Source organism: Cellulomonas phragmiteti, from assembly GCF_016862775.1.
GTDB lineage: Bacteria > Actinomycetota > Actinomycetes > Actinomycetales > Cellulomonadaceae > Cellulomonas > Cellulomonas phragmiteti.
On sequence record NZ_BONP01000031.1, the window covers coordinates 16,176 to 40,668 of the forward strand.

At 76.8% G+C, this 24,493-nt stretch carries 23 protein-coding genes; 4 read left to right on the forward strand and 19 right to left on the reverse strand.

Annotated features, from left to right (window positions below; genetic code table 11):
* Positions 1 to 144: 144 nt before the first annotated feature.
* Positions 145 to 888 carry an NERD domain-containing protein gene (locus Cph01nite_RS17055; protein ID WP_203675906.1) on the forward strand — a complete coding sequence of 248 codons (744 nt, stop codon included), beginning with the start codon at positions 145 to 147 and terminating at the stop codon, positions 886 to 888.
* 56 nt (positions 889 to 944) lie between these two features.
* On the opposite strand, the gene Cph01nite_RS17060 is transcribed toward Cph01nite_RS17055, so the two are convergent.
* The 10 genes from Cph01nite_RS17060 to hisC all read right to left on the reverse strand — a co-directional run bounded on the left by Cph01nite_RS17060 (position 945) and on the right by hisC (position 14,553).
* Positions 945 to 2,501 (reverse strand): MATE family efflux transporter, encoded by a 1,557-nt coding sequence (locus Cph01nite_RS17060; protein ID WP_203675907.1) that lies wholly within the window; start codon positions 2,499 to 2,501, stop codon positions 945 to 947.
* A gap of 339 nt (positions 2,502 to 2,840) precedes the next feature.
* Entirely contained in the window at positions 2,841 to 3,101 is a 261-nt protein-coding gene (locus Cph01nite_RS17065; protein WP_239069337.1) for an isoamylase early set domain-containing protein, read from the reverse strand.
* Positions 3,102 to 3,262: 161 nt separating this feature from the next.
* Positions 3,263 to 5,344, reverse strand: a complete 2,082-nt coding sequence (locus Cph01nite_RS17070) for a PhoX family protein (RefSeq protein WP_203675909.1) — start codon at positions 5,342 to 5,344, stop codon at positions 3,263 to 3,265.
* A 129-nt stretch (positions 5,345 to 5,473) separates the two neighbouring features.
* Positions 5,474 to 7,501, reverse strand: coding sequence for a bifunctional copper resistance protein CopD/cytochrome c oxidase assembly protein (locus tag Cph01nite_RS17075; protein ID WP_203675910.1), 2,028 nt, complete (start codon positions 7,499 to 7,501; stop codon positions 5,474 to 5,476).
* Positions 7,502 to 7,608: 107 nt separating this feature from the next.
* The gene (locus Cph01nite_RS17080; protein WP_203675911.1) at positions 7,609 to 8,415 is read right to left on the reverse strand and encodes a copper resistance CopC family protein; all 807 of its coding nucleotides are present in this window, start codon (positions 8,413 to 8,415) and stop codon (positions 7,609 to 7,611) included.
* Between the two features lie 80 nt (positions 8,416 to 8,495).
* Positions 8,496 to 9,272: a hypothetical protein gene (locus Cph01nite_RS17085; protein ID WP_203675912.1), complete on the reverse strand. Its 777-nt coding sequence runs from the start codon at positions 9,270 to 9,272 to the stop codon at positions 8,496 to 8,498.
* 243 nt (positions 9,273 to 9,515) lie between these two features.
* Positions 9,516 to 10,988 carry a dihydrolipoamide acetyltransferase family protein gene (locus tag Cph01nite_RS17090; RefSeq protein ID WP_203675914.1) on the reverse strand — a complete coding sequence of 491 codons (1,473 nt, stop codon included), beginning with the start codon at positions 10,986 to 10,988 and terminating at the stop codon, positions 9,516 to 9,518.
* A gap of 26 nt (positions 10,989 to 11,014) precedes the next feature.
* Complete coding sequence (locus tag Cph01nite_RS17095; RefSeq protein WP_373307600.1) at positions 11,015 to 12,091, reverse strand: alpha-ketoacid dehydrogenase subunit beta; 1,077 nt, start codon at positions 12,089 to 12,091, stop codon at positions 11,015 to 11,017.
* Positions 12,088 to 13,248, reverse strand: a complete 1,161-nt coding sequence (gene pdhA / locus Cph01nite_RS17100; protein ID WP_203675916.1) for a pyruvate dehydrogenase (acetyl-transferring) E1 component subunit alpha — start codon at positions 13,246 to 13,248, stop codon at positions 12,088 to 12,090. Before pdhA ends, Cph01nite_RS17095 begins: the two co-directional genes overlap by 4 nt.
* Positions 13,249 to 13,473: 225 nt before the next feature.
* Positions 13,474 to 14,553 (reverse strand): histidinol-phosphate transaminase, encoded by a 1,080-nt coding sequence (gene hisC / locus Cph01nite_RS17105; RefSeq protein ID WP_203675918.1) that lies wholly within the window; start codon positions 14,551 to 14,553, stop codon positions 13,474 to 13,476.
* A gap of 75 nt (positions 14,554 to 14,628) precedes the next feature.
* Between hisC and Cph01nite_RS17110 the strand changes: the two genes are divergently transcribed.
* Positions 14,629 to 15,006 carry a phage holin family protein gene (locus Cph01nite_RS17110; protein ID WP_203675920.1) on the forward strand — a complete coding sequence of 126 codons (378 nt, stop codon included), beginning with the start codon at positions 14,629 to 14,631 and terminating at the stop codon, positions 15,004 to 15,006.
* Positions 15,007 to 15,079: 73 nt separating this feature from the next.
* On the opposite strand, the gene Cph01nite_RS17115 is transcribed toward Cph01nite_RS17110, so the two are convergent.
* The 7 genes from Cph01nite_RS17115 to Cph01nite_RS17145 form a co-directional block, all read right to left on the reverse strand.
* Positions 15,080 to 16,663: a hypothetical protein gene (locus Cph01nite_RS17115; RefSeq protein ID WP_203675922.1), complete on the reverse strand. Its 1,584-nt coding sequence runs from the start codon at positions 16,661 to 16,663 to the stop codon at positions 15,080 to 15,082.
* Positions 16,654 to 16,926 carry a hypothetical protein gene (locus Cph01nite_RS17120; protein WP_203675924.1) on the reverse strand — a complete coding sequence of 91 codons (273 nt, stop codon included), beginning with the start codon at positions 16,924 to 16,926 and terminating at the stop codon, positions 16,654 to 16,656. The genes Cph01nite_RS17115 and Cph01nite_RS17120 overlap by 10 nt, the downstream gene beginning before the upstream one ends.
* A 91-nt stretch (positions 16,927 to 17,017) precedes the next feature.
* Positions 17,018 to 17,650: a hypothetical protein gene (locus Cph01nite_RS17125; protein WP_203675926.1), complete on the reverse strand. Its 633-nt coding sequence runs from the start codon at positions 17,648 to 17,650 to the stop codon at positions 17,018 to 17,020.
* Positions 17,647 to 19,020 (reverse strand): DUF58 domain-containing protein, encoded by a 1,374-nt coding sequence (locus Cph01nite_RS17130; protein WP_203675928.1) that lies wholly within the window; start codon positions 19,018 to 19,020, stop codon positions 17,647 to 17,649. The genes Cph01nite_RS17125 and Cph01nite_RS17130 overlap by 4 nt, the downstream gene beginning before the upstream one ends.
* Positions 19,017 to 20,039, reverse strand: coding sequence for an AAA family ATPase (locus Cph01nite_RS17135; protein ID WP_203675930.1), 1,023 nt, complete (start codon positions 20,037 to 20,039; stop codon positions 19,017 to 19,019). Before Cph01nite_RS17135 ends, Cph01nite_RS17130 begins: the two co-directional genes overlap by 4 nt.
* A complete protein-coding gene (locus Cph01nite_RS17140; RefSeq protein WP_203675932.1) occupies positions 20,036 to 20,632 on the reverse strand; it encodes a hypothetical protein in 597 nt (198 codons plus the stop codon). The genes Cph01nite_RS17135 and Cph01nite_RS17140 overlap by 4 nt, the downstream gene beginning before the upstream one ends.
* Positions 20,629 to 21,345, reverse strand: a complete 717-nt coding sequence (locus tag Cph01nite_RS17145) for a DUF4129 domain-containing protein (protein ID WP_203675934.1) — start codon at positions 21,343 to 21,345, stop codon at positions 20,629 to 20,631. The genes Cph01nite_RS17140 and Cph01nite_RS17145 overlap by 4 nt, the downstream gene beginning before the upstream one ends.
* A gap of 231 nt (positions 21,346 to 21,576) precedes the next feature.
* Between Cph01nite_RS17145 and Cph01nite_RS17150 the strand changes: the two genes are divergently transcribed.
* Positions 21,577 to 22,713, forward strand: a complete 1,137-nt coding sequence (locus tag Cph01nite_RS17150; protein ID WP_203675936.1) for a class I SAM-dependent methyltransferase — start codon at positions 21,577 to 21,579, stop codon at positions 22,711 to 22,713.
* A gap of 22 nt (positions 22,714 to 22,735) precedes the next feature.
* Here the strand turns inward: Cph01nite_RS17150 and Cph01nite_RS17155 are convergent, their stop codons facing one another.
* Together Cph01nite_RS17155 and Cph01nite_RS17160 are read right to left on the reverse strand one after the other, a co-directional pair.
* Positions 22,736 to 23,356 carry a DUF998 domain-containing protein gene (locus Cph01nite_RS17155; protein ID WP_203675938.1) on the reverse strand — a complete coding sequence of 207 codons (621 nt, stop codon included), beginning with the start codon at positions 23,354 to 23,356 and terminating at the stop codon, positions 22,736 to 22,738.
* A gap of 64 nt (positions 23,357 to 23,420) precedes the next feature.
* The gene (locus Cph01nite_RS17160) at positions 23,421 to 23,969 is read right to left on the reverse strand and encodes an STM3941 family protein (RefSeq protein ID WP_203675940.1); all 549 of its coding nucleotides are present in this window, start codon (positions 23,967 to 23,969) and stop codon (positions 23,421 to 23,423) included.
* Positions 23,970 to 24,105: 136 nt separating this feature from the next.
* Between Cph01nite_RS17160 and Cph01nite_RS17165 the strand changes: the two genes are divergently transcribed.
* A partial coding sequence (locus Cph01nite_RS17165; RefSeq protein ID WP_203675942.1) for a helix-turn-helix domain-containing protein occupies positions 24,106 to 24,493 on the forward strand: 388 nt, incomplete at its 3' end.

The following is a 24,493-nucleotide window of genomic DNA, read 5'->3' on the forward strand; positions in this document are numbered from 1 at the left end:
GAAAGGCACCGAGGCGACCCTACGACGTGCGCCGCCCCGCGCGCGGGTGATCTGCGGGGAGATGTCGGCGTGCGGGGCCGCTCGACGGCGGCGGGTGCTCAGGTCGGGTGCCGGACGGGCCGATACCCACGGCATGGGGGCGAGGTGAGCATCGGCAACGAGCCGGGCGTCGCGCGTCGCGGCTCGGCCGCGGCGAGGTCCGGCGCACGCCGCGGCCTGCCGTCGTGGGCGCCGCGCCGCGGCACCCCGGACGCTGCCGCCGCTGCGGCGGTCGCCGCCGTCCTGCACGACCTCGGGCCCGAGGGCTGGACCTCGCTGCCCGGCCTGCGCGGGCCGGGCCGGGGCGCGGGGCGCATCGACCACGTCGTCATCGGTCCCGGTGGCGTCGTCGTGGTGGACGCCACCGACGCCGCGCAGGCCGCCGGCTGGGTCACCTCGCTGCTCGCGCCGCGCCACCGCTCGGCCGTCCGCGCGGTGGTCTGCGCCACGGACCGGCCCGCGGCGGCCGTCGAGGGGTGCGGCGCCGCCGTCGTGTCGCGCGACGCCCTCGCCGACCACCTGCGGGGCCTGCCGGCGCGCCTGCACCCGGCCGACGTGGCAGGCCTCGCCCAGCACCTGCACGTGCTGCTCGGCGAGGCGTGGGAGCCCGACGTGCTGACCACGGCGACGCTGGGCACGGCGCAGCGCGCGGCCCGCCGGCGCGTGGTGCGCCCGCTCACGTCCGACGTCGCCGTGCCGCTGCCGCCGGGCCGCGGAGCCACGCCCACCGTCGACGACCGCGACCTGGTCCGGCACACCCGGGTGGCCCTGGCCCTGCGGGCCGGTGTCGTCGTGAGCGTCGCGTGGCTCGCCTGGGTGTTCACGACGGCGCCGCTCGGCAGCCTGTGACCCGTCGGAGCCTGTGACCCGTCGGAGCCTGTGACCCGTCGCCCGCCGGGGTGGGGTCAGCGCACCCCGGGGTCGCAGAGCTCGGGCTGGGCGGCGACGAGGTCGCCGGTGCGCGCGGGGTCGCCGGCACGCGCGGGGTCGCCGGCACGCGCGGGGTCGCCGGCACGCGCGGACGCGGTGCGCGGCGCCGGGACCACGGCGTCGACCACGAGCGACCCCTCGGACGGTCCCTCGAGCGCGACCGGCTCCGGGGTGGCCGCGACGCGAGCGAGCGGGGCGACGGGCTCGAGCGCGAGGCGCTTGTGGGCGCGCACGTACGCGGGGACCAGGCCGGCGACGGCACCGACCCACGCCAGCGGGTTGCCCCAGACGACGCCCTCGAACCCGTAGGCCGCGCCGAGCACGACCGCGGCGCCGACGCGCATGACCAGCTCGACGAGCCCGGTGACCGTGGGCACCATCGTGTGCCCCAGGCCCTGCAGCGCCCCGCGGACGACCATGAGCACGCCGAGGACCACGTACAGGGCGCCGTTGACGAGCAGCAGGTACGCGGCGAGCTCCACGACGCGCTCCTCGCCGTCGCCGACGAACAGCTCGACGAGGTGGCTGCCGGCGAGGATGAGGACGCCGCCGAGCACGACCGAGGCGATGACCGCCATCCAGATGCCCTGCACGACGCCGGCGCGGATGCGGTCGGGCCGCCCGCCGCCGAGGTTCTGCGCGACGAACATCGACATGGCCAGGCCGAGGGAGGCCAGCAGCGTGACGGCGAGCATGTCGACGCGGGCGGCGGTGGTGTACGCGGCCACGGCCTCGGGGCCCAGGGAGTTGAGCCGCACCTGCACGGCGAGCGCACCGATCGCGATGATCGACGCCTGGAAGCCCATCGGCAGGCCGAGGTGCAGGTGGCGGGCCAGGTCGGCGCGCGACACCCGCCAGTCCTCGCGGCGCACGTGCAGCACGGGCACGCGCCGCCACACGTACAGCAGGCACAGCGTGACGGCGATGCCCTGCGACGCGACGGTCGCCAGGGCCGCCCCGCCCACGCCGGTGCCCAGGCCGCCGACGAGGGCGACGACGAGGCCGATGTTGACGACGCAGCTGACGGTGAGGAACACCAGGGGGGTCCGGGAGTCGCCGATCGCGCGGATGATCGAGGACAGGAAGTTGAAGGCCATCGTGGTCGCGGCACCCAGGAAGCTGATGACCGCGAACGTGGTCGCCTCGGGCAGCAGCTCCTCGGGGGTGCGCAGCAGGCGCAGCGCGGGCTCGGCGAGCAGCGGCGCGGCGACGGTGAGCAGCAGGGTGACCGCGCCGGTGAGCAGCGCCCCGGTCGCCACCGAGCGCCGCACGGCGGCGGCGTCGCCGGCGCCGAAGGCCTGCGCGGTCGGGATCGCGAACCCCGAGGTCATGCCCCAGGCGAACCCGATGAGCAGGAACAGCAGGCTGCCGGTCGCGCCGACGGCGGCGAGCGAGTCGACGCCCAGGACGCGCCCGACGACGATCGCGTCGGCGAAGTGGTAGAGCTGCTGGACGACGTTGCCGATGAGGAGCGGCACCGAGAACGCCGCGATGACGCGCCAGGGGCTGCCGGTGGTGAGGGCCTTGGACATGACGGGGGAACTCCGCGCTGGTGGGGCTGGGGGTGCTGGGGCGCGGTGGTCGGTGCCGTGTCGCGTCAGGGACTCATCGTATCGATACGACCGCCGCTGACCAGGGTGAATCGTCGGGCGCAGGACGGGCGCGCGCCCGTCGGCGCGGCCTGGGGCATGCCCACCCCACGGGTGTGCCAACGGCTCCCCCCGCCCCGGTGGTCACCCGTCCAAGTCCCGGCCCGGTCCCGCCCTGCCGCGGGCCGCACCCGGCCCGCAGCAGGGCACGCCTTGACCCGTGTGACGTCCACGACGGCGCCCGGGCGAGAGGAGTCCGGGCGCCGTCGTCACACCGTGGGGTCAGGCCAGGACGACCGAGCCCTCCGGCGTGATCTCGTCCGCGTCGGCGTCGTCGAACCAGCGGCCGTCCGTCCCCAGGTAGCGGAACCGCACGGTCGAGCCGGCGGGCACGACGACCGACGTGCTGGCGGTGCCGTTGGACCGCCGACGCAGCGGGTGGACGCCGGGCGTCCAGTCGTTGAAGGTCCCGACGACGCTGACGGGACCGTCCAGCGCGGTCGACGGCAGGGCGAACGTCAGGGTGCAGGTGGCGGACTTCACGGAACGGGACTTCTTCAGCACGGGCGGATCCACTTCCCTCAACCGGGTGGCACGGACGGGTGAATCGTGGCGCGGCGGTGTTTCCGGAACCACCGCGACACGGTGACCCGCGTGTGACACCTCGGTGTCGGGCGGCGTGTCGCGGGCCGCGCCGCGTCGTGTCAGGCCTTCCACACCTGCACGACGCTCGGCCGCGGCCCACCCCACCGGCCCCCGCCCACCGCACCGGGGGCCACGTAGTCGGGGAAGAGCGACTGCTGCGCGTCCCACGACCCGTCCTCCCCGGGGTGCTGCACGGCGACGTAGACCATGCCGTCGTCGTCCCGCACGACCGGCCCGCACGTCTCGGCCCCGGCCGGCACGGCCAGGAACTGCTGCACCCGGCCCCGCTCGCGCCCCGTGAGCGGCACCTTGAACAGCCCGTCGCAGTACCCGATGACGCCGGGCTGCCCGTCGGTCGAGATCCACAGGTTGCCCGCGGAGTCGAACGCGAGGTTGTCGGGGCACGAGATCGGCGAGACCTTCTCCGGCGGGAACCCCGCGAAGTACGTCGTCGTGTTGGTCGCCGGGTCACCGCACAGCAGCAGGATGCTCCAGCCGAACGTCGTGGCCGTGACGTCGTCGCCGGCCTCGGTGAGCTCGATGACGTGGCCGTCGCGGTTGGCGTGACGGGGGTTCGACTCCGTCGCCCCCTCCTTGCCGGCGGCGCCCCGGTCGCTGTTGTTGGTGCACGCGATGTAGACGCGGCCGGTCGTCGGGTGCGGCTCGACGTCCTCGGGCCGGTCCATCTTGGTCGCGCCGACGGCGTCGGCCGCCAGGCGGGTGTGCACCAGCACCTCGTCCGTCGTGAAGCCCGGGACCTGGCTGACGCCGTCGACGACGAGCGGCAGCCACACCCCGGTGCCGTCGAACGCGCCGTCCGACGGCAGGGCGCCGGTGCCCGTGATCTCGGACGTCGGGGAGTCGCCGTCGAACCGCGCGACGTACAGGCTGCCCGCGCTCAGCAGGCCCTTGTTGTGCTGCCGGTGCTTGTCCCCGCGGCGGTAGCGGTCCCGGGAGACGAACTTGTAGACGTAGTCGAACCGCTCGTCGTCGCCCATGTACGCCGCGACGTGCCCCGAGCGCCCGACGCGCACGTGCGCGCCCTCGTGCTTGAACCGCCCCATCGCGGTGTGCTTGACGGGCGGCGCGGACGGGTCGGACGGGTCGACCTCGACCATCCAGCCGAAGCGGTGCGGCTCGTTCTCGTACCCCGGGGTGCGGGCGTCGAAGCGCGCGTCGACGTGCTCCCAGCCGCGGGTCGTCTCCCGGTCCGCGAGGCCGTACCGACGGTCCGCGGGGGTGGCGCCCGTCGTCCTGAAGTACTGGTGGAAGTTCTCCTCGCCCGACAGCACGGTCCCCCACGGCGTCGTCCCGCCGGCGCAGTTGTTGAGCGTGCCGAGCACGGTGGTGCCGGCCGGGTCCGCCACCGTCCGCAGCAGCGGCGAGCCGGCGGCGGGTCCGTCGACGACGCACGGCGTCGTCGCCGTGATCCGGCGGTTCTGGGGAGCGCCCACGCGGTAGGTCCAGGGCCGGCCGGAGCGGGGCCGCTGCAGCGCGACGACCGACATGCCGTGCGACGCCATCGCGACCCGGCGCTGGCGGTCCAGCTCCTGCGGCGTCGTCGCCGGCGGGAACATGATGCCCTCGTTGGTGTACTCGTGGTTGACGACGAGCAGCGCGTCCCGGCCGCGGCGGTCCTCCAGCAGGTCGACGTAGTCGCAGTTGTAGCCGAGCAGCCGCTCGGCGACCTCGGGCGTGAGGGTCGTCGGGTCGAACGTGTCCGCCGTCGAGAACAGCGGGTCCCCCCAGCGCACGATCGGCGACCAGCGGTAGCCCGGCGGCACGGTGAGCGCGTCCGTCGTGGCCGGGACGGGGGCGATGGGACGGAACGGCAGGCGGCCCTTGCCCGGCCCGTCGTGCGCGGCCGCCGGCGCCGCACCGAGGAGGTCCGGACCGATGGTGATCGCCGCGCCGGCGGCGAGCGCGCCGGCGAGCACCGACCGCCGGGTCAGTGCCGCGTCCGCGACGTCACGGAAGTACGGCGAGTCGCTGGTGTTGGGCACCGGCTGCGCGCACGCGTCCCCGCACCGCAGGTGGCACGTCACGGGTGACCGGCGACCGGCCGTGCGGCCCGCCATCGGCAGGAAGGGCAGCAGGGCACGACGCCCGGGGCCGGGGCGGTCGTGGGAGGTCGTCGTCATCGCAGGTCCTCGTCGTCGTCAAGCGGCGGGGTGACAGGACCCAGCCTGGCAACCCGACCAATCGGACGCGGGGACCAGGGGATGGCGGATCGGCGACGGGACGGCGAACTCTTGGCGCGCGGTACGGGCTCAGCGCGGGGCGTCGCGCTCGGCCAGCCGGCCGAGCATCGCGTTGTACTCGTCCATCTCGACGTCGCCGTCGCGCTCCACACGCCGGTCCCGGCGCCGTGCCGTGCGCTCGTCGTCGCGCATCCACTGCACCGCCACGAGCACCGCGAGCGCGAGCGTGGGGATCTCCCCGATGCCCCACGCGATCGAGCCGCCGATCTGCTGGTCCCGGATCGCCGACGGCCCCCACGGCCGGCCCGTCAGGCCGAACCAGTCGGCCACCAGCAGCGCCTCGCCGTCCACCAGCGCGACGCCGAAGAACGCGTGGAACGCCATGGTCGCGAACAGCAGGAGCAGGCGCATCGGGTACGGCGGGCGCGTGGGGCCCGGGTCGATGCCCGCGAGCGCGTTGACGAACAGGTACCCGGCGAGCGTGAAGTGCACGATCATCGCCAGGTGCCCCACCGAGGAGCGCAGGGACCACTCGAACAGGCCCGAGTAGTAGAACAGCACCATCGACCCGGCGAAGTTCACGGCGGCGACCAGCGGGTGCGCGACGAACCGGCCGACGTGGCTGTGCACCAGCGTCAGCACCCACTCGCGCGGGCCGCGCGACGCGTCGTCCCGCAGGGTCGCGGCGCGGGCGGGCACGGCGCGCAGCAGCAGCGTGACGGGCGCCGACAGCGCGACGAACAGCGGCACCACCATGACGAGCACCATGTGCTGGATCATGTGCGCGCTGAACAGGACGTGGCCGTAGACGGACGGGCCGCCGGACGTCGTCCAGCCGAACAGCAGCATGCCCGTGACCCAGGACGCCGTGCGGGCCCACGACCAGGTGTCACCGCGGCGGCGCAGCCGGCGCACCCACCGCAGGTACACCACGATCCCGGCGACGGCGGCGGAGGCCATCAGCACGTCCCAGCGCCACTCGGTGAGCCAGCGCAGCGCCGTCGGCTCGGGCGGCAGCGCGTGGCCCGTGAGGACGTAGGCGGGCGAGGTGTCGGCCACGGCGACGTCCGGCACCGGCGGCGGGGACGCGCCCAGCGCGACCGCGACCCCGGAGACGGCGCCCATGACGGCGAGCTCGACGAGGACGACGCGCCAGAACAGCAGGCCGCCACGGGGGCCCGCCAGGCGCGGGATGGTGGCCCGCCGGTGGGCCAGCCCGAGCAGCGCGAGCGACCCGAACAGCACGACCTTGACGATCAGCAGCACGCCGTACCGCGTCTGCAGCCCGTCCCAGCCGCCGAGGCGCACGACGCTGTTGACGACGCCGGAGACCGCGACGCCCGCGACGCACCACCCGGCGACCACGGAGAACCGCGCGACGGCTGGGACCACGTCGCTGCCCAGGCGCCGCACGAGCACGGCGAGCGCCGCGAGCGCACCGATCCACACGGCCGCGCTCACCAGGTGCAGCACCATCGCGGACGTCGCGAGGTCGTGGCTCGCGGCCCCCGCGGCGTGGCCCGTCTGCCCCAGCTGCCACAGCGCGACGAGCGACAGGGCGGCCGCCCACGCGGCGCCGGTGGGGGTCGCGACGACGAGCGCGAGGGCCGTGACCACGGCGGCGACCGTCGTGACGGACAGCAGGGTGCGCCCGAGGTCGATCTGCGTGACGAACAGCGCGAGCTCGTCGCCGAACGTCGGCGAGGTCGGTGAGGCGCCCGCGACCGACGCGTACGCCAGGACGAGGTGCACGACCGACAGCACCGTCCACGCCCCCGCGGCGACACCTGCCAGGACCAGGCTGCGCGGGTACGCCGAGCCGTCGGCGGCCCCCGGCCGTGCGGCACCCCCCGGTGCCGGGACCCGGCGCGGGAGCACGCACACGGCGAGCAGCAGCGCCCCGACCGTCAGGGAGGCGGCGAGCTCCGTGAGCGTCTCGACGACCGGCAGCCCCCACCGCACCAGGGCGCCCGGGTCGCCGACCGCGACCGCTGCCGCGACCCCGGTGAACGCGACGCCCACGAGCGCGGCGACCGCGCCCGTCGCCGCGAGCACGCCGAGCGCACCTCGCCGCACCAGGGTCACGGACTCGTCCACCCGGCCAGCCTAGGCGTCGCGGCGAGCCGGGCGAGCGGGCCTGACGAGGCCGCACGCGGGTGGCACCGGGCCGCCGGCGACGGGGCCGCGGCGCACGGCCCGGCGGGTCACGCGCGGGGCGGCGGACCGTCGAGCGGGCCGCCGGGGCCGGGCCCTGTGGTCGGGTCGGTGGTGGGGTCGACGCTGGGGTCGGTGGTGGGGTCGGGCCCCGGCGCGGCGCCGGCACCCGTGCCGGTGCCGGATGCGCCGTCCAGCCCACGCCGGGAGACGAGCAGCGCGACCATCCCGCCCGCGGCCAGCACGGCGACCGCCAGCCCGGCCCACGCCCAGGCGGGCAGGCCGTCCTGCGCGGGCTCGGCGCTGATCGGCGTCGCGACGACCTCCTCGGTCGGCGAGGCCGGGTCGCTCGGCTCGGCCGCGGGCGTCGCCTCGGCCGTCGTCGCGGCGGCGTCCGTCGGCTCGCTCGCGTCCGTGGGCTCCTCGGCCGGCGCGGGGACGCCCACCGGCTCCGTCGCGGTGAACGTGAACGCGCCGGTCAGCGGGTGGCCGTCCGCGGACGTCACGCGCCACGCGACGTCGTACGTCCCGGCCGGCAGGGTGGTGACGAGCGGCTGGACGACCGACACGTCCACGAGCTGCACGGGGCCGTCGCTGACGGCCACGCCGTCGGGGCCGGTCACCACGATCTGCGTCCCGAGCTCGAGCGCCGGCTGGTCGAACGTGAGCGTGACCTGCGCGGGCGCGGTCGCGACGGTCGAGCCGTCGGCGGGGTCCGTGGAGCGCAGCGTGTTGTGCGCGGCGGCGGGCGACGCGAGCAGCGCCGTCCCGAGCGACGCCAGCAGCAGCGCGAGCGCGGCGAGCGCTCCGGCGCGCCGCGGGGTGAGCGGGCGGGGGGACGGGACGACGGACGGCACGACGAGCACCTCTCCTGCAGGGGCGGGGTCCCTCGATCCCATCACGGGTGCCCCGGTGCGGGCGAACGGGCGCGGGAGCCTCACGCGGCCGCGGACCGCAGTGCGGGACGGCGACGGTGCGCGGGCACGCTGAGCGTCGCGACGGCGAGCAGGGCGGTGAGCAGCACGGTCACCGCGAGCGCGACCTGCCGCCCGACCTCGGGCAGGCCCAGGGCCTGGGCGGGGGTGTCGCGGATCACGGGCCCGGCGTCGCCGTCGGGTGCGGCGGCCGCGGCGGCCCCGTCGCCGGCTGCCGCCGCCCGGTCCGCCGCCGCCACCAGGGAGGACACGGTGTGCGGGGCGTGCGGGTCGGCCGGGTCGAGGCCCGCGGCCGCGAGGGTGGGCGCGTCGAGGCCCGCGGCGACGAGCGCGTCGAGGTCGGTGCCCGCGGCCCGCACGGCGTCGAGGTCGATCCCGGCCCGCAGGAGCGGGTCGAGGTCCACGGGTGCCGGCCCCGCGGTCGTCGCCCCGTCCTGACCGGGTGCGGCGCCGTGCGCGGCGTGCCCACCGGGAGCGGCGGCGGTCGCGGTCGGTGCCGCCAGCAGGACGAGCAGCGGGTGCAGGGCCGCGGCGAGCACGGCGGCGGCCAGCACGGCCGTGACCCGGGTGCTGCGCCGGGCGACGCTGCGCGCGCTCAGCACCCCGACGACCAGGACGAGCGCGCCGAGGGCGCCGAGCACGGCCGGCCCGGGGACGTGCCCGCCGGCCAGGCAGTGGCCCGCGACGGCGCCTGCGAGCACGGCGGCGGTCAGGCCGGCACCGCGGGCCAGCACCCCCGGGGTCCGGCCCGGCGCGAGCGTCGTCTCGGCGGGCGGCATCCGCCGAACATCACCCGCGGGGCCTCCGCGGTCCAGGCACCGAATCGCTTCAGTGCCTGCCGGCGGCCGTCGTCGCCCGTCGGCACCTCCCGCCGGCCGGTCCACGCCACGTCCTGGGACGGGCGGTGCGCGAGACCGGGCTCAGGGCCCTCACGCAGCCCGTGGCCGTGGCTGAGCCCGGTCCCGTCGAGACCTCGTCCCACCCCTCGGACGGCCGACACCCGTCGACGCCCGAGGACGGGGTCAGCCCCAGACGAGCGCCTGCGCCGGCTCGGCCAGCACCGCGGCCACGTCGGCCAGGACGCGGCTGCCCAGCTCGCCGTCGACGAGCCGGTGGTCGAAGCTCAGCGCGAGCTGCGTGACGTGGCGGGGCTTGATCTTGCCCTTGTGCACCCACGGCTGCTGACGGATCGCGCCGAACGCGAGGATCGCGGCCTCGCCCGGGTTGAGGATCGGGGTGCCCGTGTCGATGCCGAACACCCCGACGTTGGTGATGGTGATCGTGCCGTCGGACATGTCGGCGGGCGACGTGCGGCCCGCCCGCGCCGTCGAGGTGAGCTCCCCCAGCCCGCGTGCCAGGCCCAGCAGGTCGAGGCGGTGCGCGTCCTTGATGTTCGGCACCACCAGCCCGCGCGGTGTGGCCGCGGCGATGCCGAGGTTCACGTAGTGCTTGTAGACGATCTCCTGCGTGGCCTCGTCCCAGGACGCGTTGATCTCGGGGCGGCGGTTCACGGCCATGAGCAGCGCCTTGGCGGCGACCAGCAGCGGCGTGACGCGCACGTCCGCGAACTCCCGGTCGGCGCGCAGCCGCTCGACCAGCTTCATGGTCCGCGTGACGTCGACCGTGTGGAACACCGTGACGTGCGGCGCGCTGAACGCGCTGGACACCATCGCCTCGGCGGTCCGCTTGCGCACCGACTTCACCGGCACGCGCGTCTGGCGGCCGTCGGGGCTGACGACGCCGCCCGCGGCCCACGGGCGGTCGTCGCCCGGGTACGTCGCGAGCTCGCGACCCTCGGCGCGCACCGAGTGCGCGAGCACGTCCTCGCGGGTGACGATCCCGCCGGGGCCCGTCGGGGTGACGGCGTCGAGGTCGACCCCGAGGTCGCGGGCGAGCTTGCGGACGGGCGGCTTGGCCAACGCGTGCGCGGTGCCGTCGGGGCGGGTCGCCGAGGTGTCCGCGGGGGCGGACGTCGGGGCCGTCGTCGGGGCCGTCGTCGGAGCGGACGTCGCGGCCGGCGCCGTCGCCCGCTGCCGGCGCGTCGCGGTGCCGTCCGCCACGCCGTACCCGACGAGCACGGCGCCGGACCCGGCGGTGTCGTCCGACGCGGCGGCGGTGCGCAGCTCGTCGCGGACGGACCCGACCTCGTCCGCGCCGCCGGGCTCGACCGACGAGCGGCTGGCGTGCGGCTGGCGTGCGCGCACCCCCTCGGCGGCCGGGGCGGCGGTGGGTGCCGGGGCGGCGCCGCCGGGGTCCACGTCGACCTCGATGATCGGGGTGCCGACCTCGACCGTCTGGCCGACGTCGACCAGCAGCCGCGTGACGACGCCCGTCCACGGGCACGGCAGGTCGACCAGCGACTTGGCCGTCTCGATCTCGACGATCGTCTGGTTGACCTCGACGCGGTCGCCGACGGCGACGTGCCAGGTGACGATGTCGGCCTCGGTCAGGCCCTCGCCGGCGTCGGGCAGGGGGAACTGCTGGTACGTGGGCACGCGGGGCTCTCCGGTGGCGGCGGGGGTCAGAACGCGAGGGCGCGGTCGACGGCGTCGAGCAGCCGGTCGAGACCGGGCAGGTAGTCGTGCTCGATCTTGGCGACCGGGTACGGGGTGTGGAACCCCCCGACCCGCAGCACGGGCGCCTGCAGGTGGAAGAAGCACTCCTCGGTGATGCGGGCCGCGACCTCGGCGCCGGACCCGTAGAGCACGGGCGCCTCGTGGACGACGACGCACCGACCGGTGCGCTGCACGGACGCGGCGACGGTCGCGGTGTCGAGCGGCGAGATGGTGCGCAGGTCGACGACCTCGATGCTCGTGCCCTCCGCGGCGGCGGCCTCGGCGGCCTTGAGCGCGGTCGCGACCGTCGGGCCGTACGCGACGACCGTGACGTCGGTGCCCGCCCGCACGACGCGCGCGTGGTCGAGGTCCGCCGGGCCGCCGTGCGGCGCGGGCAGGGGGGCGTCGAGGTCGACGTCGCCCTTCTCCCAGTACCGGCCCTTGGGCTCGAGGAAGATCACGGGGTCCGGGGAGGCGATGGCCTGCTGGATCATCGTGAACGCGTCGGCCGGGGTCGACGGGGACACGACGCGCAGGCCCGCGGTGTGCGCGAACAGCGCCTCGGGCGACTCGCTGTGGTGCTCGACGGCGCCGATGCCCCCGCCGAAGGGGATGCGGATGACGACGGGCAGCTTCAGGCGCCCCTGCGAGCGGTAGTGCATCTTGGCCAGCTGCGTGGTGATCTGGTCGAACGCGGGGAACACGAACCCGTCGAACTGGATCTCGACCACCGGCCGGTACCCGCGCAGCGCCAGGCCGATCGCGGTCCCGACGATGCCGGACTCCGCGAGCGGGGTGTCGACGACGCGGTCCTCGCCGAACTCGGCGAACAGCCCGTCGGTCACGCGGAACACGCCGCCGAGGCGGCCGATGTCCTCGCCCATGAGCAGGGCGCGCGGGTCGTTGGCCAGCGCGCGCCGCATGCCGAGGTTGAGCGCCTTGGCCATCGGCAGACGCTGCGTGCCCGTCGGGAAGGGCGCGGGGGCCGGTGCCGGGGGCAGGTCGGTCGTGGCCTGCCGGGTGCGTTCGCTCGTGACGGTCATCGGTGGCCTCCCGTGGTGCGGCCGTCGGGGCCGACGAAGGACTGCTCGTACTGCGCGAACCACGCCCGCTCGCTCTCGACGACGGCGTGCGGCGTGGCGTAGACGTGCTCGAACATGCTGTGCGGCGACGGGTGCCCCATCGCGCGCACCGCGGCGCGGACGTGCTCGCCGAAGGCGTCGGACTCGGCCGCGAGCTGCGCCTGGAAGACCTCGGGCAGCTCGCCGGTGCGCTCGAGGTGCACGCGCAGCCGCTCGATCGGGTCGCGGCGGCGCCAGTGCTCCTCCTGCTCCGAGGTGCGGTAGCGGGTGGGGTCGTCGGACGTGGTGTGCGCGCCCATGCGGTACGTGAACGCCTCGACGAACGTGGGGCCGCCGCCGCTGCGTGCGCGCTCCAGCGCCTGGCGGGTCACCGCGTAGGTCGCGACGACGTCGTTGCCGTCGACGCGCACGGACGGCACACCGAAGCCGGGGGCGCGGTCGGCGAGCGGCACCCGGGACTGGCGGGACGTGGGCTCGGAGATGGCGAACTGGTTGTTCTGGCAGAACAGCACGACGGGCGCCTGGTTGACCGAGCTGAACACGAGGGCCTCGCTGACGTCGCCCTGCGCGGTCGCGCCGTCCCCGAAGTACGTGACGACGGCGGTGTCGCGCGTCGGGTCGCCGGTGCCGACGAGGCCGTCGCGCTGCACGCCCATCGCGTAGCCGGTGGCGTGCAGCGTGTGCGAGCCGATGACCAGCGTGAACAGGTGGAACCCGTGCGCGGCCGGGTCCCAGCCGCCGTGGTCGACGCCGCGGAAGAGCCGCAGCAGGTCGGTCATCTCCAGCCCGCGCGCGAGGGCCACGCCGTGCTCGCGGTACGACGGGAACACGTGGTCCTGCGGGGCCAGCGCGTGGCCCGAGCCGATCTGCGCGGCCTCCTGGCCCAGGCACTGCGCGTACAGCGCGAGCTCGCCCTGGCGCTGCAGCGACGTCGCCTCGGTGTCGAACCGGCGGGTCAGGACCATGTCGCGGTACATCGCCCGCAGCCGCTCGCCGTCGAGCTCGGCGGCCCACGCGTCGTACTCGGGGTGCGCGACGCGCTCGCCTGCCGGGGTGAGCAGCTGGACGAGACCGTCGTCGGTCAGGGGGCCGTCGGCCGCGGGTGCGGACGTGCTCACGCGGTTCTCCTTCGCCTGGGGTGCGAACCTACGTCAGCGTAGGCTACGCACCCGTAGGTTAGTAGGACCGAAGCCCGACAAACCCTGCCGAGCCCCCGTTGTCGACATCCCACAGCCGCCCCGCGCACACGGCAGAGCACGGCTGCGCGATCGTGAGGGGTTCCCGCCGCGGGACGACGGCAACCCCGCACGATCCTGCGACGTCGGCGCGCGGACGGCCGACCGTCAGCGGGGGGCCTGCTCCGCGGCGACGTCGAGGAAGATGTCGGTCGCCTCGGTCTCGCCCACGCTGACGCGCACGCCCTCGCCGGCGAACGGCCGCACCAGCACACCGGCCTGCGCGCAGCGGTCCGCGAACGTCGCCGTCCTGTCGCCGAGCGCGAGCCACACGAAGTTGGCCTGGCTGTCCGGCACGTCCCAGCCCTGGGCGCGCAGTCCGTCGAGCATCCGCGTGCGCTCGGCGACGATCGCGTCGACGCGCGTCAGCAGCTCGGTCTCGGCGCGCAGCGACGCGACGGCGGCGAGCTGCGCGACGTGCGAGACGCCGAACGGCGTCGACGCCGTGCGGATGCCCGCGGCGAGGCGCGGTCGCGCGACGGCGTACCCGACGCGCAGGCCGGCCAGGCCGTACGCCTTGGAGAACGTGCGCAGCAGCACGACGTTGGGGTGGGCGGCGAACAGCGCGAGCGCGTCGGGGGCGTCGGGGTCCCGGACGAACTCGACGTACGCCTCGTCGAGCACGACCAGCACGTCGCGCGGGACCGCGTCGAGGAACTCGCGCAGCTCGGCGTCGCGCACCGCGGGGCCCGTCGGGTTGTTCGGCGTGCAGACCAGGACGACGCGGGTGCGGTCGGTGACCGCGGCGGCCATCGCCGGCAGGTCGAGGCGGCCGTCGGGGAGCACGGGGACGCGGACCTGGTGCGCGTGCGCGAGGGTCACGGCGATCGGGTACGCCTCGAACGAGCGCCACGGCAGCACGACGTCGTCGCCGGTCTCGCAGACGGCCGACAGGACGTGCCCCAGGACCGCGACCGAGCCCGTGCCCGCCACGACGGACTCCGGGGCGACGCCCAGGCGCTGCGCGATCGCCGCGGTGAGCTCGGTGGCGTACATGTCGGGGTAGCGGTTGACGTCGACGGCCGCGTCGGCAATCGCCGCGACCACCGACGGCAGCGGCGGGTACGGGTTCTCGTTGGACGACAGCTTGTACGCGGCGGCACCGACCGCGGCGCGCGCGCCCGGGACGTACGCGGGCAGGTCGGAGAAGGCACGACGGAGAGGGACGCGGCTCACGCCGGTCAGCATGCCACCCGTCGCGCGTCGGGTGCGGCGTCCGCACCGGATCTGCCGCCGGACAGGCTCCGGTGGCAGGATCGGGGCATGGGATTCGTCGCGCGCGTACTCGTCAGCGGTGTCGCCATCTGGTTGGCGACGCTCCTCCTGCCCGGCCTGGCAGTGGTCGGGGGTGAGTCGACGGCGGAGCGTGTCGGGATCGTGCTGCTCGTCGCGCTGGTGTTCGGTCTGGTCAACGCGGTCGTCAAGCCGATCGTCGCGGTGATCTCGATCCCGCTGTACATCCTCACGCTCGGGCTGTTCACGCTGGTCGTGAACGCCCTGATGCTCATGCTCACCGCGTGGATCACCGAGCAGACGACGTGGGGCCTGCGCATCGACAACTTCGGCACCGCGGTGCTGGGCGCCCTCATCGTGTCGGTCGTCAGCTTCGTGCTGTCGTCGATGACGTCGTCCCGGGACTGACGGGCAGCCGCTTCGACCCCGACCTGCTCGGGCGCGCAGGCGTCCCGCGTCCGCCGGGTCGACCCGCCGCCCGCTACGGGGACCACGGCGTCCGAGGGGTCGGCGGCCACGGCGGTGGCGCACCGGGTGCGTCGAACGGTCCACCCCCCGGCGCGGCGGGCACGGGGGTGATCGGCCGCGCGACCTGCGGCGCGGGCGGCGCGACGGGCGCCGGTGGCGGGGCGGCGGTCACGGTGACCTGCGTCGTCGTGGCCCCGGTCGGCGTCGCCCCGAACACGTCGGTCAGCGCACGCCGCACCGGGTCGTCCGGCGGCAGCTCGCCGAGCGCGTCGTCCACCAGGGCGCCCGTCCGTGCGTACTCCGCCACCGAGTGGGCCTCGGTGAACGACGGCGGCGTCCCGCCCGCGGGTGCGAGGTCCCGCACCACCGACAGCGCGTCCGGTCCCCCGCGCTCGCCGACCCGGCCGTCGAGGATCGTCACCGCGTCCTCACGGTGCCGCAGGGTCACGGTGGCCACACCGGGCGGGGTCACCGCCGGGACGTCGGGCGACCCGGCGGTGACGACCAGCCGCACCGCGTACGTCCCGGCCGTGGCCGCCGCGACGTTGGTCGCGACCATGCCGCCCTGGCTGTGCCCCACCAGCGCGACGGCCTCCCCGGCACCGATCCCGGCCTCGCCCATCGCCGCGATGACCGCGCGCGTCATGACGTCGGGCACGCCGCCCTCGAGCGCGAGGTTGGTGCCGTTGTCGGTGGGCACGTCGCCCGTCAGGCCGGCCGCCCGGGTACCGGGCACGGCCACCACCCAGGAGCGGGTGCCGTCGGCGTGGTCGAGGCGCTGCACCGTCACCGTGGCGAGCGGGGTGCCCGGCTCGCCCGTCGCGGTGTCCTCGTCGTACGTCCGGGCGACCAGGTCGACGAGTCCCTCGATCCCCCGCGGTGCGGGCAGGTCCGGCGGGTCGGCGCGCGGCACCAGCCGCACGTCGCGCGCGGGCAGCAGCCCGGCGACGTGCGCGGCGAACCGTCGGACGGGGTCGAGGTGCGGCCCGTGGGCGCCGGTCACGGACCCGAGCGCCGCCGCGAGCAGCTGCAGGACCAGCGCCCCGCGCCCGTCGGCGACCACGCGCTGCGGCACGGTGGCGAGCCGCTCGAGGTCGTCGCGGAGCCCGAGCGGCGACAGGGTGCCCCACGGGTCGAGGGCGAGCGACCGCGCCTCGGCCAGCAGCAGGTCCCCGATCGCGACGCCCAGCGCGGCGCTGCCCAGCAGCGCCGGACCCAGCGGCCCGGCACCCACGACCCGTCCCAGCAGGCCGACGCCCGACGCCCACCGGGCCTGCGCGTCGGTCTCCGCGAGGTCGTAGGCCGCGGCGGCGTCACGCGTCCGCGCCGCGAGGTCGCGCACGTCCCGCGCGAGGCCGGCGGGTCCGCACGTCGCACGCCGGACCGTGTCGAGCGCGTCGAACAGCGCACCCGCCTCCGGCACGTCGGCCGCGAGCGTCCCCGCCCGCCACGCCGCGGCACCCAGCCGGACGTCCGCGTGGTCGAGCCCGTCCGCCGCACCACGCAGCCGCTGGGCCGCCGCGACCAGCTCGGCCGCGTCGACGAGCACCGGACCGCCGCCACCGAGCGTGAGCGACCGGCCGTCCCTCACGCCCACGCCGCCACCCCCGCGCGCACCACGGCCCGGCCGGGGACGCACTGCTGCTCCGCCCGCCGCGCGACGTCCACGAGCCGGTCCGCGGCGTCCAGGGCGTCGAGGCAGCGCCGCAGGTCCGCCAGCAGGTCGGCACGACGGACCTCGGCGGCGTCGGCCGCGCCGCCCGCCCAGGTGGCGGCACCCGCGCGCACCACCGCGACCTGCGCGGCCCACACCTGGGCGCGGACGTCCGCGAGCGCGGCGGAGATGACGGTCGTCGACATGGCCGCGACGTTAGGGACCTCGCCGACGTCGCGGGCCGGCGCGCGACGGGCCCTGGGGACGCCGCCGCCCGGCAGCGGGACTGTGGTCGGCTCAGGCGCCCGGGCGCCCCTGCCACCACGGCCGCGCGGGCCGCGCCAGCGCGAGCACCGACAGCCCCAGCACGGCAGCCAGACCGGCGAGCCGCCACGCCCCGTCGTCCCCCGCCGCGGCGACCGCGCCCGCGAGCAGCGCGAGCGCCTGCACACCCCCCTGCACCGCGAGCGCGGCCCGCCAGTCGTCGGTCAGCACCGCGACCTCGACGCGCGTGCGCCAGGTCGTGCGCGCCGCCACCGCCGCGAGCCGCAGCAGCACGTGCACCAGCAGCACCAGCGTCGCCAGCACCAGCGGCGACACCGGGTCGGCGAGCCACACCCGCACGCCCACGACGAGCACCACCAGGGCCGCGACCGGCCAGCGCGGCACCACGGCCGGCGCCAGGGCCACCCCGAGCAGCAGCGCGACGACACCCGGGGGGACCACGCTCCCGGGCGCGGTCACGGCGAGGACCACGGCCGCGACCGCCACCAGCGCGAGCGCGGCACGCACCGTCACGGACGGCACGCTGCGCGACGTCCGCACGTCGACCTCCGGCGGCTCCCCGCGCCGGCGCGGGGCCCGGGCGCCCGTCCCGACGCGGTCGAGCACCCACGCCCCCAGGCCCTCGGACCCGTACCGGGCCCTCACCGCGGCACCCCCGCCCCGGCACGGCGCTGCGCACGGCGCGCGAGCACCCGCAGCGCCACCGCGGGCTCGTCGCGCCACGTCACCAGCTCCACGTCCTGGTCGACGAGCTCGGCCATCCGGTCCTCGCGCGTCAGCGTCATCATCCGCAGGGCCAGCCGCTCGCGGTCGTACAGCCCGGCGGCACGCACCCGCGGCAGCACGTCAACGGCCACGACCCGGTGCCCGGCGGTCCGCCACCGCGCGGCGACCTGCGCCGACTCCTCGTCGAGGAACGTGGAGAACACCACGACCAGGGCACCCGACGGCAGCCGCGGGGGCCGCAGCCGCGCGGCGGGCTCACCCTCCGGCGCGGTGAGCGCGAGCGCGTGACGGATCCGGTCGAGCTGCCGGCGTCCCCCGCCGGGCGGCACCGGGCGCCGTCGCACCCCCAGGTCGTCCAGCCCGACGCGGTCGCCGCGCTCGAGGTACGCGCGGGCCAGCGACGCGGCGGCCTGCCGCGCACGGTCCAGCGACGTGGCGTCCTGCGGGCGCGGTGCCACCGACCCCCGCCAGGTGCGCGGGTCCGGTCCCAGGTCGTCGCGGGAGTCGACGACGAGCACCACGACGGCCTCGGCCTGTGCGTGCTCACGCCGCACGTACAGCTCGGACAGGTCCGGCGAGCGGCGGGCGGTGACGCGCCAGTCGATGCGGCGCAGCCGGTCGCCGGGCACCCACGGGTGCACGTCGCGCAGCCCGCCGCCCTCGCCGGGACGGCGGGACTCGTGCGGTCCGGTCAGGCCGCGCAGCCGCTGCGGCAGCGGCAGGTCGAGCAGCGGCGTCGTCGACGGCAGCACGACGGTCGAGCGGGTGACCGCCGGGGTCGGCTCGGCCACGCTCGCGCCGTCGGGCCCGACGCCCTGCACGTCGGCCGCGGCGATCTCCTGCGGCCCGGTGCGCACGGTGCTCGCGACGACCGGCAGGCGACGGCCGCCGACGGCGCGGACGAGGACCTCGGCGCCCGCGCGGCCCTGCCGCGTCGTGGTGACGAGCCCCCAGCGCGCGGGTCCGTCGAGGACCAGCGTCGCGTGCAGCCGCCCGGCCCTGCTCGGGGCCCCCGGGTCGTCGTCGCCGGCCTCGAAGCGCGCCTGGACGGCCCCCGTCGGCCGCGCCCGCAGCGCCCGGACCGCCAGCACCAGCGGGGCGGCCCCCAGCACCGCGACGTCCGGGCGGGCGGCGAGCACGCCCAGCACGAGCAGGACGAGGCACGCGGCCGACGCGCACGTCGCCGCCAGCGCGGGCGTCCACGGCCCGGTCGCCGCCCCCGGGTCCTCCGCCGGGACGTCCGGCACCCACGTGGGCGGACGGGCCGGTGGCGCCTCCGGCAGGCTCACGCGCGCCGTGCCGTCGTCGGCCCGGCGACCTGCGCGAGCACCTCGGTCACGACGGCCTCGGGTGCCAGGCCGGCGGCCCACGCCTGCGGCGTCAGGGACAGCCGGTGCGCGAGCGCCGGGGCGGCGACGGCCTTCACGTCCTCCGGGGTCACGTAGTCGCGGCCGTCGAGCACCGCGAGCGCACGCGCCACCAGGACCAGGGCCTGCGACCCGCGCGGCGACGCCCCGACCTCCACCGCACGGTGCGCGCGCGTCGCGGCGGCGAGGTCCACGCAGTACGCGAGCACGTCGGCGTCGACCTCGACGGCCTCGACGCCCGCCTGCATGGCGAGCAGCGTGGCCCCGTCGACGACCTGCCGCACCGACGCGCCCTCCTGCCGCCGGGCGAGGCGCCGGGTCAGCACGTCGACCTCGGCGGACCGCTCGGGGTACCCGACGGCCAGCCGCACCATGAACCGGTCGAGCTGCGCCTCCGGCAGCGGGTACGTGCCCTCGTACTCCACGGGGTTGGACGTCGCGACCACGTGGAACGGCGCGGGCAGCGGGTGCGTCGTCCCGTCGACGCTGACCTGGCGCTCGGCCATCGCCTCGAGCAGCGCCGACTGCGTCTTGGGGGCGGTGCGGTTGATCTCGTCGGCGAGCAGCAGTCCCGTGAACACCGGGCCGGGGCGGAACTCGAACTGCGAGGTCGCCGGGTCGAAGACGCTCGAGCCCGTGACGTCGGACGGCAGCAGGTCCGGCGTGCACTGGATGCGGCGGAAGTCCAGCCCCAGCGCGGTGGCCAGGCTGCGCGCGGCGAGCGTCTTGCCCAGGCCCGGGACGTCCTCGAACAGCACGTGCCCGCCGGCGAGCAGCGCGGCGAGCGCGATGCGCAGCGGCTCGGTCATGCCGACGACGGCGGTGGCGACCTCGTCGAGCACGGCGCGGCCGTCGCGGGCCACGTCCGCGACGGACGGGGCGGACGGGGCGGTCGCCGGGGTGGCGGTCGGCGCCGTGGTGGGCTCGGGCGTCGACGTCATCGGGGGCTCCTCGGGTGGGGGTCGGGGGCGGGGTGGGGGTCGGTGCCGGGGTGGGGCGTCGCCGGACGCGTGCGGGTGGGGCCGAGGCGTTCGAGGACGCCGAGGGTGTGCACGAGGTCGGGCAGAGTCGGCAGGGGGTGCTGCCGACGGGTGAGCGTGCCGTGGGCGCGCGCACCGATCAGCGCGGTGACCGCGTCGACCTGCTCGGGGTCGGTCAGGTCCAGGCCGTGGCGCGCGACGCGGCGTGCCGCGGCGGTGCGCAGGTGCCGCAGGGCCCGCTCGCCGGCGCGTCCGTCGCGGCCCGCCATCGACCACGCGAGGTCCTGCACCTCGCCGCGCGCACCGTCCCGGGCGTGGTGCGTGCGTCCCGCGGGGCGCGGCTCCGGCACGGCGTCGACGCGCAGCAGCACCGCGGCGAGCGTCCCGGTGGCGAGCGCCACCACGACCGCGGACCGCGGGACCATGCCCAGCGCGGCGGCGACCAGGCCGACGGCCGCCGCGATCACGACCGGGCGCCAGGCGGCCTGCCCCACCGTCCGCAGGACGGAGCGCACCGGACCCGCACGGCCCGGACGGGCCTGCCGGGCGCTCACGGGGCCGGCTCGCGCGGCACGAGCCCCTGCCCGACGACGCCCAGCAGGTCCCGCGCGCGTCGCACGTCGTCGACGGCCACCCCGTGCGTGCCGAACCGGGCCGCGAGGTACAGCCGCAGCAGCTCCCGTGTGGCCGCCGGGTCGGCACGGGTGGCGTCGAGGACCTGCACGGCGAACTCGCTGGCGGTCTGCGCGCGGTCGCGGACGACGCCCGTGCGGGCCGCGGCGGTCTCCACCGCGAGCCACGCGCCGATCACGGCGTCACCGGGCGGGACGTCGTCCTCGAGGGCCCGCGTCGCCTCCTGCACGCCCTCGCGCAGGACCGCCACGGCCGTGTCCCCGAGCTCCTCCCCCGCGTCGTCGCCCGGCGGGACGTCGTCCGCGTCGGGGTCGGGGCGGTCCCACCGCCAGCCGCGCGTCACGTAGCGCAGCAGCAGCGCGAGGGCGGTGAGCGCGGCGAGCACCACGAGGGCCTGCACGGCCCGCACGAGCCACTGCGCCCACGCGGGGGTCGGCGGGGCCTCGCCCAGGTCCTGCGCCGCCGGGGCGGGCGTGCTCGTCGGCACGTCCGTGGCCACGGGCGGCGTCCATGTCGGCTCCACGCGCGGCCGCGCCTCGAGGGTCAGCGGACCGCTGAGCGCCGCGGCGAGGACCCCCACGACCACCAGCAGGGCGGCCAGGGCGGTGGCCACGCCGGTACGACGTGCGGGCACGGGTCTCCTCGGGTCGATCGGCGGCGATCGGGGCGGCGCCAGGCTATCGGGCGTCTCGCCGCGAACCTCCTCGCCGCGAAACCGCGAGACCGGGCTCAGGTCGATCCTCGCGGCTGGTCAGTCACCTGATCCCGGTCTCGCGGACGCCACAAACACCGCGGCCTGGCGCCTGGCGTCCGGCGCGGCGCCCGTTGCTAGCCTCGGCCCGGTGACCCGACCCCGCCGCACGTCGTGAGCGACGTCCTCGACAGCCTGCGGCGCCACCCCGACGTCGAGGCGCCCAACCTGTACGCCGTCGACGCGACGGACCGGCTGGTGCTCGACGAGGCCGCAGAGGCGCTCGCGGGCGCGACGGACGGGACCGTCGTGGTGATCGGGGACCGGTACGGGGCGCTGACCCTGGGGGCGGTCGCCCGGCACGGCGTGACCGGGGTCCGCACGCACCAGGACCGGCTGACCGGGGAGCGGGCGCTGCACGCGAACGCCGCGCGCCTCGGGCTCGGCGGGTTCACGTCGCACGGTCTGACGCGCGAGCTGGTCGCCGGCGCGCGGCTCGTCCTGCTGCAGCTGCCGCGCGCGCTCGACGCCCTCGACGAGATCGCCGCCCTGGTCGCCGAGCACGCGGACCCGTCGGTCGTGGTCGTCGCCGGCGGGCGGGTCAAGCACATGACGACGGCGATGAACGACGTCCTCGGGCGGCACCTCGCGGTGGTCGAGGCGCGGCTCGCACGGCAGAAGTCCCGGGTGCTCGTCGCGTCGGCGCCGCGGCCGGCGGGCGAGCGGCCGGCGGGCGAGCGGCCGGCGCGGCGGTGGCCCGAGCGGGCCGAGCACGACGGCCTGGTGGTGTGCGCGCACGGAGGGGCGTTCGCCGGGACGGGCGTCGACATCGGGACGCGCGCACTGCTGGCCCACCTCGACGGGGTGGCGACGACCGCGGGCACGGCAGTCGACCTAGGGTGCGGCACCGGGGTGCTGGCCGTCGCGCTCGCCCGGCTGCGCCCGGGCCTGGTGGTGACGGCGACCGACGAGTCGGCGGCGGCGGTCGCGTCGGCGCGCGCGACCGTCGATGCCAACGGCGTCGCCGACCGCGTCACCGTCACGCGCGCCGACGGCGCCGGCGACCTGCCGGACGCGAGCGTGGACGTCGTCGTGCTGAACCCGCCGTTCCACGTCGGCGCCGCCGTCGCACCCGCGGCCGCGCACGCGCTGTTCGCCGAGGCCGCGCGCGTGCTGCGGCCCGGCGGCGAGCTCTGGGCGGTGTGGAACTCGCACCTGCACTACCGGCCGACGCTCGAGCAGGTGGTCGGGCCGACGCGGCAGGTGGGGCGGGACCCGAAGTTCACGGTGACGGTGTCGACGCGGCGGTGAGCGGGGCGCGGGGTGCAGAGGGTCAGGGCCGACGCGTGCGGCCCTGCTCGCGGCGCAGCGCGACCACGACGACGAGCGGCCACAGCGCCTGCGCCCCGGCCACGAGCCGCTCGGTCAGGCCGGTCGCCGCTCCGCCATCGGGCGTCACGCCCTGGAGCTCCGCGACGAACAGCACGAGCAAGCCGGAGAGCACGGTGGCCGCGGTGAGTGCGACCCGCCGGCTGAGGACGCCACGGCCGGCCGGCCGCCACGCCGCGGCCGGCCACAGCGCGAGCGCGACGAACCCGATCCCGGCGGCGATCCCGTGCGGGCGGGCGGACACGTCGACCGGCAGCGCCGCGACGGCGAGCGTCGCGACCCCGCCGAGCGCGTGCAGCGCCCGGGCGGCCCGCGGCAGCGGCCGCAGCCCGGCGGCCGTGACGACGTGCGCGACTCCCGTGAGCGCGAGTCCCGCGGTCATGACCCCCGGCGCGGTCGCGTCGGACGCCGCGAGCGCGCTGATCGTCTCGCGCACCGGGTCGAACGCGTCCTGGAGCGCGGCGGCCACGGTCCAGCCGCCGATCATGCCGACGGGTGCGGCCACCGCGGACGCGAGCGCCCAGCCGGGGACGTGCGAACGGTCGGCGGCGCGGTCGCGGGGCATGGTCCGGACGCTACGCAGGGCCGACGGGCCCCGCCGCCCGCGGCCGGGTGAACCAGCGCGCCGATCAGCTGCCGGCGGGGCGAGCACCGGGCCCGTGGCCCGCCTCCCACGCGGCCGAGGCCGCACGCACGGTCGCCTCGAACATCTGCGGGTAGGTCGCGCGCAGGCCCTGCGCGGAGATGGCGAGCCCGTCGACACCGAGTGCCCGGTTCGCGCGGCGCGACGAGCGCGCGATGACCGTGAGGCTCAGGCGGTCCCACACCTCGTCCGGCACGCGCAGGACCATGACCTGCTGGCCCGAGTGCGTCCACGTCGAGATCTCCAGGACTTCGGACCACGGCACGACCTCGCGGGCGACCCGCAGGTCACGGAAGCCCTCGGGGGAGATCGTCACGACGCGACCGCGGAGCCGGACGGCCCGCGCGACCCACAGGACCCCGCACCCGCCGAAGAACACGACACCGACCCACCCGGTGACGGTCATCAGGACCCCGCCGTCGAGCACGACGAGCCAGGCCGAGGCGGCGGTCATGAGCACGCCCAGCAGCAGGAGGCGGGCGATGCCTGCCGGGGACGTGCTGAGCTCGACGGTCGACTGCTGGGGCGCGTTCACGCATCTTCTCCGGGTCCGGTCGGGTGCGGCGCCGAGACTAGCGGGCGATCGCCGCATGCGCGGAAGGTCCCCGGCCACGGCCACTAGTGTCGCGTGTCGTAAGTGCCTTTATGGTTTGGGTTCGAGACCATGTGGCATGGCGAACAGACCTGCTCCGGCGCTGACATTGCGTGCGGGCGATCGCGAGGAGCTCGAGCGGTGGCTGCGGGCATCGAGGATCGGTGCCGGCGCGGCGCGTCGAGCCCGGATCGTGCTGCTGGCCGCGGACGGGGAGGCGAACGCGCGGATCGCGCAGGTCGTGGGGGTCTCGGTCCCGACGGTGCTGCTGTGGCGTGGTCGCTACCTGGGCAAAGGGCTGGCCGGGCTGGTCGACCAGGCGCGCTCGGGCCGTCCGCGCACGACCGACCATGCCGCGATCGTGACGGCGACGTTGAAGCCGCCGCCGAAGAAGCTGGGCGTCACGCATTGGTCGAGTCGGTTGCTGGCCGACCGGCTCGGGGTCAGCTCGGCGACGGTCGCCCGTG

What these genes read in the sequence shown, in the direction of transcription:
- Cph01nite_RS17155 (WP_203675938.1), bottom strand. Translation starts at nt 23,356, where the DNA reads ATGCCCCGCGACCGCGCCGCCGACCGTTCGCACGTCCCCGGCTGGGCG.
- Cph01nite_RS17070 (WP_203675909.1), bottom strand. Translation starts at nt 5,344, where the DNA reads ATGACGACGACCTCCCACGACCGCCCCGGCCCCGGGCGTCGTGCCCTG.
- Cph01nite_RS17120 (WP_203675924.1), bottom strand. Translation starts at nt 16,926, where the DNA reads ATGTCGACGACCGTCATCTCCGCCGCGCTCGCGGACGTCCGCGCCCAG.
- Cph01nite_RS17135 (WP_203675930.1), bottom strand. Translation starts at nt 20,039, where the DNA reads ATGACGTCGACGCCCGAGCCCACCACGGCGCCGACCGCCACCCCGGCG.
- hisC (WP_203675918.1), bottom strand. Translation starts at nt 14,553, where the DNA reads ATGCTGACCGGCGTGAGCCGCGTCCCTCTCCGTCGTGCCTTCTCCGAC.
- Cph01nite_RS17085 (WP_203675912.1), bottom strand. Translation starts at nt 9,272, where the DNA reads ATGCCGCCCGCCGAGACGACGCTCGCGCCGGGCCGGACCCCGGGGGTG.
- Cph01nite_RS17095 (WP_373307600.1), bottom strand. Translation starts at nt 12,091, where the DNA reads ATGACCGTCACGAGCGAACGCACCCGGCAGGCCACGACCGACCTGCCC.
- Cph01nite_RS17060 (WP_203675907.1), bottom strand. Translation starts at nt 2,501, where the DNA reads ATGTCCAAGGCCCTCACCACCGGCAGCCCCTGGCGCGTCATCGCGGCG.
- Cph01nite_RS17110 (WP_203675920.1), top strand. Translation starts at nt 14,629, where the DNA reads ATGGGATTCGTCGCGCGCGTACTCGTCAGCGGTGTCGCCATCTGGTTG.